This is a genomic window from Thermocoleostomius sinensis A174 (assembly GCF_026802175.1).
Classification (GTDB): domain Bacteria; phylum Cyanobacteriota; class Cyanobacteriia; order Elainellales; family Elainellaceae; genus Thermocoleostomius; species Thermocoleostomius sinensis.
The window spans coordinates 479,583-495,087 of the sequence record NZ_CP113797.1 but is presented as its reverse complement, the minus strand read 5'-3'; the positions used below and the strand labels follow the sequence as shown (position 1 = coordinate 495,087).

At 48.9% G+C, this 15,505-nt stretch carries 17 protein-coding genes; 6 read left to right on the top strand and 11 right to left on the bottom strand.

Features of this window, described 5'->3' with window-relative positions; translation table 11 throughout:
* The first annotated feature begins 3 nt into the window (after positions 1 to 3).
* Positions 4 to 984 carry a lysylphosphatidylglycerol synthase transmembrane domain-containing protein gene (locus OXH18_RS02105; RefSeq protein ID WP_268610767.1) on the top strand — a complete coding sequence of 327 codons (981 nt, stop codon included), beginning with the start codon at positions 4 to 6 and terminating at the stop codon, positions 982 to 984.
* Here OXH18_RS02105 and OXH18_RS02100 read toward each other — a convergent pair.
* From OXH18_RS02100 to OXH18_RS02085, 4 genes are all read right to left on the bottom strand, one after another.
* A complete protein-coding gene (locus OXH18_RS02100; protein WP_268610766.1) occupies positions 976 to 1,548 on the bottom strand; it encodes a hypothetical protein in 573 nt (190 codons plus the stop codon). The two genes, OXH18_RS02105 and OXH18_RS02100, sit on opposite strands and share 9 nt — an antisense overlap.
* A gap of 23 nt (positions 1,549 to 1,571) precedes the next feature.
* A complete protein-coding gene (locus OXH18_RS02095) occupies positions 1,572 to 1,880 on the bottom strand; it encodes a pentapeptide repeat-containing protein (protein ID WP_268610765.1) in 309 nt (102 codons plus the stop codon).
* A gap of 212 nt (positions 1,881 to 2,092) precedes the next feature.
* Complete coding sequence (locus OXH18_RS02090) at positions 2,093 to 2,884, bottom strand: IS5 family transposase (protein WP_268607476.1); 792 nt, start codon at positions 2,882 to 2,884, stop codon at positions 2,093 to 2,095.
* Positions 2,885 to 2,994: 110 nt separating this feature from the next.
* The gene (locus OXH18_RS02085; protein WP_268610764.1) at positions 2,995 to 3,303 is read right to left on the bottom strand and encodes an RNA recognition motif domain-containing protein; all 309 of its coding nucleotides are present in this window, start codon (positions 3,301 to 3,303) and stop codon (positions 2,995 to 2,997) included.
* Positions 3,304 to 3,512: 209 nt separating this feature from the next.
* Here OXH18_RS02085 and holB point away from each other — a divergent pair, with 209 nt between their 5' ends.
* Positions 3,513 to 4,499, top strand: coding sequence for a DNA polymerase III subunit delta' (gene holB / locus OXH18_RS02080; RefSeq protein ID WP_268610763.1), 987 nt, complete (start codon positions 3,513 to 3,515; stop codon positions 4,497 to 4,499).
* 172 nt (positions 4,500 to 4,671) lie between these two features.
* Here holB and OXH18_RS02075 read toward each other — a convergent pair whose 3' ends face one another.
* From OXH18_RS02075 to OXH18_RS02050, 6 genes are all read right to left on the bottom strand, one after another.
* On the bottom strand, positions 4,672 to 5,046 hold the full coding sequence (locus OXH18_RS02075) for a group I truncated hemoglobin (protein ID WP_268610762.1): 375 nt from the start codon (positions 5,044 to 5,046) through the stop codon (positions 4,672 to 4,674).
* A gap of 445 nt (positions 5,047 to 5,491) precedes the next feature.
* Positions 5,492 to 7,012, bottom strand: a complete 1,521-nt coding sequence (locus tag OXH18_RS02070; protein WP_268610761.1) for a M16 family metallopeptidase — start codon at positions 7,010 to 7,012, stop codon at positions 5,492 to 5,494.
* A 16-nt stretch (positions 7,013 to 7,028) separates the two neighbouring features.
* Positions 7,029 to 8,618: a M16 family metallopeptidase gene (locus OXH18_RS02065; protein ID WP_268610760.1), complete on the bottom strand. Its 1,590-nt coding sequence runs from the start codon at positions 8,616 to 8,618 to the stop codon at positions 7,029 to 7,031.
* 88 nt (positions 8,619 to 8,706) lie between these two features.
* Positions 8,707 to 9,804 (bottom strand): Get3/ArsA fold putative tail anchor-mediating ATPase NosAFP, encoded by a 1,098-nt coding sequence (locus tag OXH18_RS02060; protein WP_268610759.1) that lies wholly within the window; start codon positions 9,802 to 9,804, stop codon positions 8,707 to 8,709.
* A gap of 300 nt (positions 9,805 to 10,104) precedes the next feature.
* The gene (gene petP, locus OXH18_RS02055) at positions 10,105 to 10,299 is read right to left on the bottom strand and encodes a cytochrome b6f subunit PetP (RefSeq protein WP_268610758.1); all 195 of its coding nucleotides are present in this window, start codon (positions 10,297 to 10,299) and stop codon (positions 10,105 to 10,107) included.
* An 11-nt stretch (positions 10,300 to 10,310) separates the two neighbouring features.
* Positions 10,311 to 10,496 (bottom strand): hypothetical protein, encoded by a 186-nt coding sequence (locus tag OXH18_RS02050; RefSeq protein WP_268610757.1) that lies wholly within the window; start codon positions 10,494 to 10,496, stop codon positions 10,311 to 10,313.
* Between the two features lie 34 nt (positions 10,497 to 10,530).
* Between OXH18_RS02050 and hisF the strand changes: the two genes are divergently transcribed.
* Complete coding sequence (gene hisF / locus OXH18_RS02045) at positions 10,531 to 11,325, top strand: imidazole glycerol phosphate synthase subunit HisF (RefSeq protein ID WP_268610756.1); 795 nt, start codon at positions 10,531 to 10,533, stop codon at positions 11,323 to 11,325.
* A gap of 97 nt (positions 11,326 to 11,422) precedes the next feature.
* Here hisF and OXH18_RS02040 read toward each other — a convergent pair whose 3' ends face one another.
* On the bottom strand, positions 11,423 to 11,572 hold the full coding sequence (locus OXH18_RS02040; protein ID WP_268610755.1) for a hypothetical protein: 150 nt from the start codon (positions 11,570 to 11,572) through the stop codon (positions 11,423 to 11,425).
* A gap of 201 nt (positions 11,573 to 11,773) precedes the next feature.
* On the opposite strand from OXH18_RS02040, the gene OXH18_RS02035 reads away from it, so the two are divergent.
* From OXH18_RS02035 to OXH18_RS02025, 3 genes are all read left to right on the top strand, one after another.
* Positions 11,774 to 12,028, top strand: a complete 255-nt coding sequence (locus OXH18_RS02035) for a hypothetical protein (RefSeq protein ID WP_268610754.1) — start codon at positions 11,774 to 11,776, stop codon at positions 12,026 to 12,028.
* Between the two features lie 846 nt (positions 12,029 to 12,874).
* Positions 12,875 to 13,924, top strand: coding sequence for a glycosyltransferase family 4 protein (locus OXH18_RS02030; protein ID WP_268610753.1), 1,050 nt, complete (start codon positions 12,875 to 12,877; stop codon positions 13,922 to 13,924).
* A 121-nt stretch (positions 13,925 to 14,045) separates the two neighbouring features.
* A complete protein-coding gene (locus tag OXH18_RS02025; protein ID WP_268610752.1) occupies positions 14,046 to 15,305 on the top strand; it encodes a competence/damage-inducible protein A in 1,260 nt (419 codons plus the stop codon).
* Positions 15,306 to 15,505: the final 200 nt, after the last annotated feature.

The window sequence follows — 15,505 nt, the reverse complement described above, 5'->3', positions numbered from 1 at the left end:
GACATGAAACGCTTGATCTCCATTCTGGTTAGCCTGATCATTCTCCTGTTTATCTATTGGAAAATCGACTTTGATGGACTCATTCAAGTGTTGCGCAACTGCGATCGGTTGTGGATGGCAATCAGCCTTGGCATGGTCATTCCCATCACCATGCTCACCGCGTGGCGCTTACAGCAACTCATGCCCAATTCTTCCCCAGCTTCCCATCCGCCCCAACCCCCAGCTTCCCTAGCCTTCGCCGAAGCCAATAAACTTATCCTTGCTGCCAGCAGCCTCAATATGGTGTTGCCCTCCAAAATGGGCGATATTGCTAAAGCCTATTTCATGCAGGATCGGGGACATCTTACCGGCTCTTTAGCGTTATCGCTGGTGGTGTTCGAGAAAACCTGCGATATGCTGTCGCTGCTGCTGTGGTGTGTATTTGGGTTACTGCTGTATCCACAGAAAGATGTGTTGTTTTGGGGCATGACGTTCGGTGTCACGGTTGGTTTACTGCTAGGGTTAGCTATTCTTTGCTTCCCCAAATTTGCCCGATCGTTCTTTGCCTTAGTTCAATCCGTTTCACCCAAAAAGTTGCGAGCTAAGTTAGGGAAAATGAGTTTTGCCTGGCAAGAAATGCACGATTATTTCTGGCGAGATAAGCAACACCTGTTGAAACTTGCTCTCACATCTATTTTTATTTGGTTTCTGCACTTGTTGCAGATTTGGTTTTTCATTTTGGCTCTGAATGCCTACACCCCATTTTTGACGAATTTGGCGCTGTCGCCCTTAGCCATTTTGGCAGGGTTACTGCCACTTACCTTCGCGGGGGTTGGCACTCGCGATGCCGCCTTGATTTTGTTCTATCAGCCCTATTTCGATGCGGCCACTGGGGCCGCTTTGGGAGTATTGTGCACCTCACGCTATTTCCTGCCAGCGATCGGCGGGTTGCCATTTCTGCAAAAATATCTCAACCTTGCAAAACGCTCTAAGCCATTAGCCTAGATCTGGCCCTGACTCATAGCCAACCCCTGCGGCACGACAAGGGGCATAGCTTTCCAAGGCAGGAACAGGCTTAGCCAAGCAACGACTAGCTTGATGCGTTTGGGCATGGTGAAACAGCAATGACTCAGATAATTGAAAATCCAATGGATGTGGGGGTTCCGGCACAATGGAAGCCGCATGATGATCATAGGATTGAATCAAACTAATGATCCAGGGTAAAAAATCTAGCACTTCCTCGGGTAGGACTGTGAGTTCAAACGACCAAGTTTGATTAAATCCCCGACATCCTTTGCCGCGCTTCGACAGTACCCCAATTCCAGCCCCTTTGTTGAGCGATACTCGCAGAACAAGGGGGCGATCGGGTACAAGGGCATCGGGCGCAGTGTGGGCATAGACATAGACATAGTTCAACTGTTGTTGGGCATCAATCCAGGAAGCTGTTGCTGAATTACTCGCATAGGAATTGCCACTGGTGATATTGACTGGAAAATGCATGGCAGCGGCAAACTCAGTGTAAAATGTTTGCCTAAGCTGAGAAACCAGACGAATGGCAGCGGGAGTCATGGCAAAACCTCCTGAAAAAGTGATTATCGAACTGTATTGTGTAAAATTGCCCCCCGTATATCAGCCTGACTTAAATCTACATCGTGTAACGTGGCATCGGTTAAGTTGGCGTACACCAAATTGGTTTCGGTTAAATTTGCCCCGGTCAGTGTGGCATTGGTTAAATTGGCACGGCTGAGATTGGTGCGGGTTAGATTCGCTTTTGTTAAGTTGGCACCGCTTAAATTGACACCGCTTAAATTGACATTTCGTAGGTTAACGGCAATCAAATTCAGGTTCCTGAAGTCTCGTTGTCCTGCAAGATAGCGGCTCAAAAACTCTTTGGTATTCATGGGGGAAGTAGTTTGGGAAAAGATGGTTGAATGGGCTATTGAGGCTTGCCAGAACCAATACACCAGAAGCCATACGAATGACGATCGGTTTCACCCAAGCGCGTCCTTCGTAAAAGCACATCAATAAAACATCAATAAAAAAGGGTAGACCTTTGTCCACCCTCCTAGATTGCAGACTTAGAGGGTGTTTGAAAAGATTTGAGGTGTCAAATTTATGCCAACCGCCTCACCATAATCCGAATCATGGCAAGGTAGATCAAGGTTTCTGATGTCTCTGGTAATAATTCATAGTCTCTGACCAACCGTCTGCATCCCATTAGCCAACCAAAAGTTCGTTCTACCACCCACCTCTTTTTGAGCAAGCTAAAGCCTTTGGTTTGCTCAGGTCGCAGTACAACTTGCACAATCCAACGACAAACATCCATCACCCACATCAGAAAAGGGGCGCCATCGAACCCGCCGTCTACCCAAATGGTGATTAAGCGTGAAACCTTTTTCTTCATCCGTTTGACTCGTTTGAGGACACGTTTGCCCCCTTCGCGTTCCCCCAGGTTTGCCGCACTCACAAACACCCGCAAAACCAGTCCTAACGTATCCACCGTTAAAAATCGTTTGCGTCCTGTAATCAGCTTGCCTCCATCAAAGCCAACTTGTTGATGAACTCCTGCTGCACTCTTGATGCTTTGGCTATCGATGATCGCTTCTGATGGACTAGGATAGCGTTGCGCATCGATGCGAACCCACTGGTGCAACTGGTCATGAATGGAAATCCAGGTGCCGTCCAATCGCCAGTTGCGGAAGTACGTGTACACCGTCTGCCAGGCTGGGAAATCACCAGGTAAAGAACGCCAACGACAGCCTTCAACCAGAACATAGAGCATGGCATTGAGCACCTCCCACAGGTCAACGCTGCGAGGACGACCACCTGGCTTTGCTGCTGGAATTAATTCACTCAAAACCTCATATTGGGCGCGGGTTAGGTTACTGGGATATGCTTTACTCATCTGACTCACTCAGGGCTGTAGATATTTGCTATTCGCAGCCTACACTGAGTGAGCTTTTTTACGACCTTCCTGGCTTCTCAAACACCCTCTTAAAGACTTAGCGACAAAGCTTAGTAGCGACGAGATCCGCCTCGGTTGTTGCCGCCCCAGCTATTGCCACCTGATGGGCGACGCTCTTCGCGGGGTCTGGCCTTGTTGACCTTGAGATCGCGCCCCATCCATTCTGCGCCATCCAAAGCTTCAATGGCTGATTCTTCCTCAGACTCAGTTTCCATCTCTACGAAGGCAAAGCCTCGCATCCGACCAGTTTCGCGATCGGTCGGCAATTGCACTCGTTTAACCGTGCCATATTCTGCAAAAACCTGGGAGAGATCTTCCTGAGTGACCTCGTAGGACAAGTTACCAATGTAAATCGACATGAAAAGTCTCCGAAATCAGAGGGTGTAGAGAGTTAGATTCGGAGAAACGCCTAATATAATGCATTCAACAACCGAAAATAATCCTAGTGTTTAGCCTAGCATAGGCAATCAAGAAATGAAATCACCTATTCAGCAATTTCAGTATGAAGAATTAGCTGGTATTCGGTTGAACACCCAATTACAGTGGCATTTGAGATATCGTCCTTGCTATGTCTTCGCCTCTCGAACACTTATTTGAGCACTTATTTAATGACTTAATTGGGCAGCCGCAGGCGGTTGAACTCTTAACTCGTGCGATCGCTCAAAATCGCATTGCCCCAGCCTATCTATTTACCGGAGCATCCGGCATTGGACGCAGTGTGGCAGCCCGTTGCTTTGCTCAACGGCTCCTCACCCCTCCTTCCCGACTCTCGACTTCCGACCCTCCAACCCCACTTTGCCGGCGCATTCAGCAAGGCAATCATCCCGACCTCTTATGGGTAGAACCAACGTATCTCCATCAGGGCAAACGTATTTCTGCGGCTGAAGCAGCCGCACTAGGAGTAAAACGCCGATCGCCCCCAGAGATTCGCCTAGAGCAAATTCGAGACATCGCCCGGTTTCTCAGTCGTCCGCCGTTGGAAGCTCCTCGATCGGTGGTGGTGGTGGAACAAGCAGAAACGATGGCAGAAGCTGCCGCCAACGGTCTTTTGAAAACCTTGGAAGAACCCGGACGCGCCACCTTGATTTTGATAGCGCCCAGCGCCGATGCTCTGCTGCCAACGCTAGTGTCCCGTTGTCAACGCATTCCATTTCAGCGCCTCGATGCTGTCGCCATGCGACAAGTGCTGAATCACACAAACCATGCTGAGATTCTACAACGCTCCGATATTATTGCCCTGGCCCAAGGTAGCCCCGGAGCAGCAATCGCCCACTGGCAGCAGCTTCAGACGATTCCTTCAGACCTGTTATCGGCAGCCACTCATCAACCCACCTCGCTACGAGAGAGTTTAGATCTAGCCCGACAAATTACGCAAACGCTAGATGTTGAAACCCAATTGTGGCTTTTGGATTATCTTCAGCATCACTATTGGCATCAGCAGGGGCGATCGAACCGTTTGCAGCAGTTGGAAACCGCTCGACGGCAGTTGCTTCAGTTTGTGCAACCGCGTTTGGTGTGGGAAGTAATGTTGGGAAAGATGCGAGAGCAAGGCTAGCACTGTGAATCAGGTGCTGTTGATGAAAGTGATACATATTTCTGCACAGGCACAGGCTCTTGGTTAGAGTGATCTGCTGACGATCGCCCCGTTATCATCTTCTTAGGCTTGAATCTGACTTCTCACCCACTAGCGAAATGCTCTCACCAATTCTAAATAATCAATCATTTTCTCATTGATTGAGAACATCCTGCTGATTTTGCGGGGCTGCTACCACTGCTGCCACTTCATCAATCAAGTCTTGAGAAACACCCATCTCTTGAAGGGTGGCAATTAAATCTTCGGCCACTGCATTAAAATGTTCGCGGCTCAATCCTCTTTCTTTCACCAACTGTTGGTGGGCTTCTCGCAAATGGCGACCGTTGTAATGAGACGCACCTCCAAAGGCATAAGTGAGAAAAGCACGTTGATGGGCCCGTTGGCGCTTCATGTCTACTCCATCAAAAAAATGTTTGATGCGATCGTCACTCAATACGCGATCGTAAAACTTATCAACCGCTAGCTCAACCCCTGCACTGCCGCCCAATTTGTCAAATAACGTACTCATACCAGGCTCCTTGAATGTGCTGCAAAGAGTATCAAATCATTCCAAAATCTTCTCTAAAAGCTCCAGTTAGTCATTTGGAGCCTTTAGATTAGTAGAGGTAACGTGAGATGACGATGCTATGTTCGGGCTTTGTCTGTCTGTCTAGCCGTAATCATATCCTGAGTTGCCTAAATAGACAAAAAACCTTGACTAAACGATAAAATTCGCACATTTACGACGATCGCAATCAAATCTTGACCGTTTTCAGTAAAATGCTGAACCCCCCGCCAGGCTGTCAGTTTTAGCCCTCATCCTCAATTCCTCTACTACATTGAGAAGGGACATTGATTTGGCTCCCCGTCGCCCAAAAAGGGAGAAGGGGCTAGGGAATGAGGGCGATTCGGGATACACGTGTCCAGACCATTGATTTAAGCTGTCTTATGCGTTCCCCAATCAGGATTAGGACCTAGCCGCCCATTTGTGGAATCGTCACATCAATTTGCGTTACTTGCGCATCGGGCGTCAGGCTACTCAACGGTGGGTTGATAGCAGCAGCACTGCCTACCACTAATGTCACAATCTTGTCCGGGTTTAAGTTAGCTTGAGCCGCCCGTTGCACATCGTCGATCGTGGTAGCTTCTACTTGTTTTTGATACTGAAAGATAAAGTCTTGAGGATAGCCATAATAGTCATAGCGCATAATGCGTGACAAAATTTGTGATGGTGTTTGGAAGTTAAAAATGAACGCATTTAAGACCGAATCTTTGGCGCGGGCCAATTCAGCATCAGTAACAGGCGCAGTGCGAATTTGTTCAATTTCTGCCAGGGTTGATTTAATGAATGGAACGGTCGTTTCCGATCGCGTTTGTCCGCCTCCCACAAACATGCCTTCATAGTCAAACCGAGGTGACCAATAGGCATACACCGAGTAGGCCAAGCCCTGGCGCGATCGCACTTCATTCACTAACCGTCCCCCTAATCCATTCATCACTTCGTTCATTACCGAGAGGGCTGGATAGTCCGGGCTATTGAATTTTCCGCCCAAGTGACCAATTTGCACACTGCTTTGGGTGAGTTGTGGTTGATCAACAAAAAATATACCCCCTTGTTTCGCTTGAGTAATTTCAGAATTCACAGAACGAGCAGAAATGAGTTGCGTCGGTGGGTTGAAGTTTGGTCGAGGAGTTGTATAGGCACTAGAACGCCAATCGCCAAACTCAGCTTCAATCAACGACTTCATAGCGTTAGTGTCGAAATCACCCACAATGCCCAGCAAGATGTTTTGCGGCTGAAACGATTGTTGATAGAAACTCACCACATCGTCCCGCGAAATGTTGTCGAGCGTCGTATACTCCACCGTGCGAGCGTAGGGGCTGTCGGCTCCGTAAATTAGCTTTTGGAACTCACGATCGGCAATGTTTTGAGGATTGTCGTTGCGACGGGCGATCGATCCACGCCACTGGTTTTTCGCCAGATCAATTCGATCTTGCGGAAAAGCAGGTTGCCGCAACACCTCGGCAAAGAGTCCCATCACGTCTTCAGTATCTTCGGTTAAGGCGCTGAAGCTGGCACTGCCTGCGGTGATATCAATGCTGGTCTCCACAGAAGCGGCTCGCTGTTCCAGCAGTTGATTCAGCACATCAGGAGGATGGGCTTGCGTGCCGCCGCTGCGCATGACATCGCCTGTGATACTGGCCAGTCCGGCTTCTTCGCCAGGTTCCAATCGACTGCCTGTATAAATCATGGCTGAGCCGTAAACCAGCGGCAATTCATGATCTTCCAGCAAGTACACTTTCATGCCGTTGTCTAACTCATAGCGAGTATAGTCGGGCAGGGTTACTTCTGGGGCAGGCGGTAACTGTAGCTCGGTATAGTGGCGTGGTGTCACAGCCAAGGCAGGCGATCGACCTAGCCCAATCGCGAGCGTGATTATGAGGGTGATGAATCCGTAGCGAAGCCAGTGCTGACTTCTAATTGACCTTTGCATAATTCGGAGTTAGGGATTAGGGATTGGGGGTTGGGGTACTAACAGGTGAGGTGTTGGCGGTAATGAGCTTACCGATCGTTAGCTTGGTGGGCTGGAATAGGTCTTGGGCCACGCGCTGCACGTCCTGAGCGGTGATGGCTTCCACCGTTTTTAGGTCATCAAATAAATTGCGCCAACTGCCGGTTTTGGCTTCATACTCTGCCAGCAAACTTGCCATGCCCTGGTTTGATGCCAATGCTTTCAGCACACCCGCCCGCGTTTGCGTTTTCACCCGATCGAGTTCCTGAGCTGAAACAGGTTCGCGCTTCAGGAGTTCAATTTCAGCCGCAAAGGCATCGGCAATTTCGTCCAGGGTGTGTCCTGGAGCCGACAGCGCATACATCAACACCACATTCGAGAAGCGATTACCGGGAAAGTTGCTAATGAAATCAACGTTGAGGGCAATTTGCTTCTGTTCCACCAGCGATCGATATAGCCGCGAGGTGCGTCCCCCCACCAGCAAACTGGAGATAACATCATAAATGGCATTGTCGGGACTGTCGATTCCTGGACGCAAATACCCTTCAAAATACCAAGGTTCCGAAGGAAACTCTAGCGTCACTTCCTTAGGAGCATTCTGTTGCAGCATCGGCACGTCGAGAGCAGGCGATCGATCGCGGGCTTGATAACGCCCGAAATACGCTTCAGCTAGCTGTTTCACTCGATTCGGCTGCACATCTCCCACCACAGCAACCACAATATTATCGGGGGTATAGTGGGCGTCAAACAAATCTTGAATGTCTTGCCGGGTTAAGTTGCGGATGTCTTCTTCGTAACCAATCACCGGACGCCCATAGGGATGGCCTTCTAACGCCGTTTCCAGAAAGACCTCGATCATTTTGCCGATCGGTGAATTGTCGGTGCGAGTGCGGCGTTCTTCCAAAATTACGTCTTTTTCTTCGTAAAACTCGCGAAACACTGGTTCTAAAAAGCGTTCCGACTCTAGTGACATCCACAGTTCTAGCTTATTGGCCGGAAAACTGTAGAAATAGCGCGTCGCATCGGCTGAAGTGGTGGCATTAAGTCCCACACCCCCGGATTGCTCGACAATTTGACCATATTCGTTTTGCTTGACATACTTGGCTGCTTCAATTTGAACCTGATCAAACTCTTGCTGAAGCGTTGCCACTGTCTCGGTTTGTCCAGCGGCTTTAGCAGTCTGAATTTGCTCAAATAGTTCATCGAGGCGATCGAGTAAGGGCCGTTCCGCTTCATAGTTGGTTGTGCCAATGCGAGTGGTTCCCTTAAAGGCTAAGTGCTCCAGGAAGTGCGCGGCTCCGGTTTTTCCAGGTTCTTCTTCTGCTGCTCCCACATTCACATAGGTCATAAAGGACACCACAGGGGCTTGGTGTCGCTCCATGACAATAAACTTCATGCCATTTTTGAGGGTGAATTCGGTGATGCGATCGGCAACGCCATCTAAGTAGGGTTGAATGCTGGGTTGTGGTCGGGTTTGAGCGATTGCCACCGCTGGAATGCCGCTCCAAACTAGAACCACCGCCAATAGCACAGCAAGCCAACGCTGCCATCGAAACAGGCTTGAAAAAGAAAATCGATCGAGTTGCATGGAAACTGCTATACGCAATACCCATCCAGCATAAAGATTTTTCGGCCAAATGAGGCAGAATTGTTCATTTGAATTTTAGATTTGGGTGTCAAAACGAAATGATCAGGTAATTGTCTTGAAATTTGGCCCCTGTTACTTGTTTTCCCCGCAGTTCTGGCGGTAATGCAATATTGCGTCGTTGATCCCCTGCTTCCACGGTTACTTCTGGTCCAGATTGGGTTAATTTCACCTGTTTTTTATCGAAGCTGGGTAAAAACAGCGAGACCTTTCGTTCGGCAACGTTAATGGTAATTGGCTTGGGTGCTTGTGCCGCTTTGGTAAAATCGGGCATTGCCTGCATCAACGGCTGCCACTCGTCGCCACTGCGAGTTGGAATGGTGTTAATTGACAGCGGCGCAAAGTCCGATCGCATCCCTTCCGTAGTTTCGGACTGGTTCAACAACACACCACCGACCGTAAGGCCCACCTGTTGTGCACTGCCCCATAGGTATTTGGCGGTGGCGATCGCTCCCGCATCAGCCGTTGTCACCAGATAGGCCGCAACCCGATTGGGGTCAGCCAGAGCGGCTTTGCCTTGGTCAACAATCGTGCTGGCTTGATTGGCGGCAGGCTGCGAAAAAATATCACCCGACCAATTAACATTGAGCACCGCCGCAGAAATCGGTTGAATAAAGGGTGAAATTGTCTTGCCTAGATCAGAATCAAGAAACACTTGGCGAAAGCGACGGAAATACCAGCTTAGGGTTTCGGGCATTCCCAACATCCGCAGGGTGGCTTGGTCGCCGTTGCCGTCATACACAATCACGTCATAGCGATCGCCGCTGTCATACTCGCGAATGGCATTGAGGGCAAGGGCCGTATCCATGCCGGGTAAAATACTTAGCTCTTGGCCGTAGACGCTCTTTAAGATGGGTGTGCGCAAATACTTGGCTTCCTGCTGCTTCAGCTCTTCCCAAGCACGTTCCAGCAGCACTGTGCTTTGAAGTTGCACTGCATCTAGATTGGTCGCGATCGATTGTGGTTCGGCACTGAGAGGCACGCCCACTAGCAAGCTGAGGGCAGGGCTAGGATCTTGTCCGGCAAATAACACCCGATTGCCTTGGGCTGCACATTGCTTAGCTGCCGCAATTGCCACCGTTGTGCGACCAGTGCCGCCTTTCCCCAAAAACGTCAGAATTCGTGCCATCTCTAGATCTTCTACCCCAAACGTCAACAGTATGAACAGGCTCAAACCAAGTGCGATGCAACTATCAACTTATATGTAAAGGCTGGGTATGGAGTAACTGCTCAAGCTCTTGCCTTGCTCATCTAAAGGCGAGTGAGCTTACTAAGTTAACCATCATGGCTCATCCGAATTAGCGCCACAAGGGTCAACACTTCAGTCAACTCCATACTCCATCACGTCGCCTAGCTCATGCCCCTTTTCATTGTTCATACGGCTAGCCGTGGATGGTTAGGAGGGATTTCCCACCCGATCGGATCGGTTTTAACCGATTACTTCCAATTCATCCTCAAAAAACCAGGTCGTGAAATTATCATCAAACTTCACGACAATGCCTAGACCACTGCCATCGACCACTCTAAATTCTCGAATGATTCCTGTTTTACCCAGGCGTTTAACAACTTCCTGTGAAGTGCGATCGCGTAAACGCCGCACTCGAACTTTTTGACCTATTTCCATCACCACTCCAACTATGGACAAACCACGGACAAACCACCCAACAGTGTATCAGTGTATTGCACGCGATTACGCAATCGATCGATCGAGTTTTTGAGATTTCTAAGCAGACGTTTGGGAATTTCCCAAAAGAACACTGAGAAAGTGAAAAAACTGGGGTAATCTGAAAACCGTCCTAATGCAATTGATTTGTAATTCACCTGATTCAGTAGTACCTAATCATCATCAGTCGTCATGTTAGCGAAGCGCATTTTGCCTTGTTTAGATGTCAAGTCGGGTCGTGTTGTCAAAGGCGTTAATTTTGTAGATTTGCGAGATGCGGGCGATCCGGTCGAGCTAGCTCAGGTATATAACGATGCCGGAGCCGACGAACTTGTATTTCTGGATATCACAGCAACCCACGAAGACCGCAACATTATTATTGATGTGGTGTACCGCACGGCTGAACAGGTATTCATTCCGCTGACAGTGGGTGGTGGTATTCAGTCATTGGACACGATCAAACAATTACTGCGAGCCGGGGCTGATAAGGTGAGCCTCAATTCTGCGGCAGTGCGCGATCCAGAATTGGTCAATCGAGCCAGCGATCGGTTTGGCAATCAATGTATTGTCATCGCCATTGATGCACGGCGGCGGACTGACCCCACAAACCCTGGCTGGGATGTGTATGTGCGAGGTGGACGAGACAATACGGGGATAGATGCGATTGCCTGGGCCAAAGACGTTGAACAACGCGGTGCAGGTGAATTGCTGGTGACAAGCATGGATGCTGACGGTACACAGGCAGGGTATGACTTAGATCTAACTCGGACGATCGCTGAACATGTGCAAATTCCAGTGATTGCTTCGGGCGGAGCAGGCAACTGTCATCACATTTATCAAGCGTTGACCGAGGGCAAAGCCGAGGCTGCGCTGCTAGCTTCGCTGTTGCACTATGGGCAGCTAACTGTTGCGCAAATTAAGGATTATTTGCTCGAACACCAAGTTCCAGTTCGGATGAATCGTGCAGATTGGATTGAACAGCCCTAGTTCAAGGAAGCGTTGCTTGCTCGATTGATCTGGAGTTTTGTGAGTCGTGTGTGACGATTTACGTTTAAATTGCACTACATACTCCTGTATTGCACAGTTAGGCACAATTAACTCGCAGATAAGAAATTTCAATGAGACGACGTTGTAATTTTTTGCATTCTTCGTACACACTATAGGCAGCGATCGAGTTGTTAAAGATTTCTAGATATAGAGCAATAATGGCAGCAGCAGTCAATATCGCTGTCATCTTAAGTTGAAGGGTTTCAAGCAATTCTTCAACAATATGCCTCTCGCACTCGTTTGTGTCTATCCGTGGGTACATCAACCTACAGACAGAATTCTGAGAAGCTGTTAATATATGTAAACATTACGAATCGTAAAAACCAATTTAAAAATGTTCTTTATTCTGATCATAGTCATTGGTCTTGTTGCATGGGCCCTGCATCTGATGCAGGAAGCTGTTCAACATCGAGAGTTCTCGCTGATGCTAGCAGGATTTCTGGTTTCATCGGCAGCAGCGGCACTGGTAGCAGTCTATTTTCTGATGGGGCACTATGTCGGCTACATGACCGAGATGGCGCAACGAGCCTATCTCTCTGATCAGATCCCCAGTCCAACTGAATGGGCAGCGTTAGATGGTGTTTGGATTGAGGAGATTGTTGAAGTGCCTTCAGATTTTCCGTCCCGCCCAATGTCTAATTAAGCAAATGGTTCAATCAGCTAGTCAACCAACGTAGCCATTTTGCAGTGAATCATTTTTCTTGGTATTCTTTTACCTGCGACATTTCGATAATTAGCACTTTTTGCCTAGTGATTTTTAGGCTAGCGGCCATCTCTTAGTGTCTCAATGACGATGAAGCATTTTGGATGCAAATCGCTCGGTCGATCGGTCGGGCGATTCATTTTTGCAATTAGTTTTGCAATTAGTTTTGCAACAGTTCGTCAAAGTGTCCTGTTTAAGGTTGTAAGTGGTCGAGAGAGAAGCGTAATAGTTACTTAGAATCAAGTGCATCAGTTGTGTAAGCCCTCACCTTAAATCATTCCTCTCCCAAGTCCGGGCGAGAGACTTTGATCTGGAAGAATTGGTTTTAATTTGAGCCGAGTCATTTTTCTCTGACTTCCCTTCTCTTAACCTCGGGAGAAGGGGCAGGGGGATGAGGGCTGTTACAACCACACAGATACGAAAGTGAGATGCACCCTTTAAAACCTGAGTGATTACTGAGCCAGGTTCTAATGTTAGGTGCAATTTGTAGCATCAAAAAATTAATGCATACATCCTTGGAATGTTGTGTTAAAACTACTTTCGGGCAAAGGTTGGTCAGGAGTGATTCAGGTCATATCTCAGTCCCTCTGCTTTGCCTGATGATGCTGTTCAAGATCATTCATTCAATCTGACCTGAGTTGACAACGATCGCAAAAGCTCTGCTTGATCTTTCTAGTTTTAGGGTAGAGTTCAATGTAGGCTTTAGCTGTGTTGCCTATCTCGCATTGGTCTGGCTCATCAATTCATTTTTTCTGTATCCATTGTCGCTGTACCCATTGACTTCAGATGCCCCCTCAGTTCTATCACGTTGCTGCATTCCTGATTTCTGCGGTGGTCGTCCTCTTGACCACACCGTTGGTCAGAAAAATCGGATTAAAAAAAGGTTTTTTTGATGCTCCTGGTGGGCGTAAAATTCACAGTCGTCCAATGGTGCGCTTGGGCGGTGTTTCTATTTTTTTGGGTACGTTGATTGCGCTGCTATGTATTTGGTGGACTGGCGGCTTTGGGGTGCTTCCCCCCGATAAAGAGTACGAGATTTGGGGTGTGACGATCGGTGGTTTAGCGTTTTTCTTAATTGGGCTAGCCGATGATCTCTTTAGCCTCTCTCCGCATCTCCGGCTATTTTTACAGGTGGCAGTGGCTTGTTGTGCTTGGCAGGTAGGGGTACAGATTGAGTTTCTCACGGTTCCGTTTGTGGGTCTAGTACTGTTACCCGTATGGATCAGCTTGCCGCTCACTGTTACTTGGCTCGTTGGGATGGTAAATGCCATTAACTGGATTGACGGCTTAGATGGCTTGGCGGCGGGTGTTTCTGGAATTGCGGCGGTTGTGATGCTGGTGGTGTGTTTGTTTATGAACCAGCCAGCCGCGGCGTTAATTGCTGCTGCCCTAGCGGGGAGTGCTCTAGGATTTCTGCGCTACAACTTCAATCCGGCCCAGATTTTTATGGGCGATGGCGGAGCCTATTTCATGGGGTTTACCTTGGCCGGCGTCGGCGTAGTTGGGTTGGTAAAAAGTGTGACAACGGTGGCGGTTCTACTGCCTTATTTGATTCTGGCAGTACCCATTCTAGACATGTCAGCGGTCATTTTCGATCGCATTCGTAACGGACGTTCTCCCTTTATTGCTGATAAACGCCACCTACATCACCGCTTGCTGAAAGCTGGACTATCACAACGGTTAACCGTCTTATTCATTTACACCTTAACCTTATGGGTGGGAACCCTGGCGCTGGCTTTTTCTGGCATTCCAAGTGGCTTTACCTACGCGATTGCCGCTACGGTGCTGCTGAGTTATACGGGCTGGAAGGTTCGACAACACGCTCGGCAACAGTAGGTAGGAATTGGAAGTTGGGAATTAGGGATTGGGAGTTGAGAATTTCCAGGTGGAGGTTAGATTAGAAGTGTTTTGATCTTTCCCTTTCCCATCTTACATTCTTTTTCTTTCCCCCTCCGTCATGACTGAAGACAACCGCAGCGCTGAAGTGATTTCGATCGGGACAGAGCTCCTGCTTGGGGAAATTCTCAATACTAATGCTCAGTTTTTGGCACAGGAGTTGGCCCAGCTTGGCATTCCGCACTATTACCAAACAGTAGTGGGTGATAATCCACTACGAATTCAGAAAGCGGTAGCCATTGCTTGCGAGCGATCGCGCTTGTTGATTTTCACTGGGGGATTAGGGCCCACACCAGACGATTTGACCACCGAAACGTTAGCAGAATTGTTCAATGTGCCACTTGTCGAGCGTCCAGAAGTTTTGGAAGATATGGCGCGCAAGTTTGCGCAGCGGGGGCGGGTGATGGTTCCCAGCAATCGTAAACAAGCACTGTTGCCCCAAGGGGCAGAGATTTTGCCGAATCCAACAGGTAGTGCACCGGGGATGATTTGGAGTCCTCGTGCCGGATTGACGATTCTGACTTTTCCAGGTGTGCCCAGTGAAATGAAGGCAATGTGGCGACAGACAGCGGTTCCCTATTTGATGAGCCAGGGATGGGGACAGGAGATTATTTACAGTCGCACGCTGAGGTTTTGGGGCGTGGCCGAATCTACCTTAGCCGAGAAAGTAGCGCCGTTGCTGCAATTGACCAACCCGACTGTGGCCCCTTACGCCGGTAATGGTGAAGTCAGACTGCGCGTTTCGACTAAAGCACCCAACGAAGCCACTGCCCTTGCCACGATCGATCCAGTGGTGCAACAAATTCAAGCGATCGCTGGAGCCGATTGTTTTGGAGTGGATGACGATTCGCTGGCATCAGTTGTGGGGAAACTGCTGATGTCCAAACAGCAAACTGTGGCGGTGGCTGAATCTTGTACAGGGGGCGGTTTGGGGCATTTGCTCACCACTATTGCGGGCAGTTCCATCTATTTCAAAGGCGGCGTCATTGCCTACGACAATCAGGTCAAAGTAAATTTATTGGGTGTTAAGCCAGACACCTTGGTGCAACAGGGAGCTGTCAGCGAGGACGTTGCTTGTCAGATGGCGGTGGGTGTGCGCGATCGACTAGGTACAACGTGGGGATTGAGCATTACTGGCATTGCTGGACCGGATGGCGGCACAGAGACTAAACCTGTGGGCTTGGTCTATATTGGTGTGGCAGAATCAAATCAATCAGCTAAAGCGGTTCGGTTTCAGTTTGGAAGCTTTCGCGGCCGCGATTGGGTGCGGTGGTTAAGTGCCTGTAGTGCCTTGGATTTGCTGCGGCGACAATTACTCTAGTCTATCAATCTTCATCAATCTTCTAGGACAACCACGCCTGAACTTGTAACCGTGTAATACCGTCAATCCCGTCGCTTGGGCAAGAAGAGGGAGGAAGAGGGAGAAGTAGTCCAAAAGATCTCGTTTAGTTTAAGGATCATTGTCTTCACGATCGCTTCATGATCGCAGCAGCATCGCGTAATCTTACTTAACCTAACGGA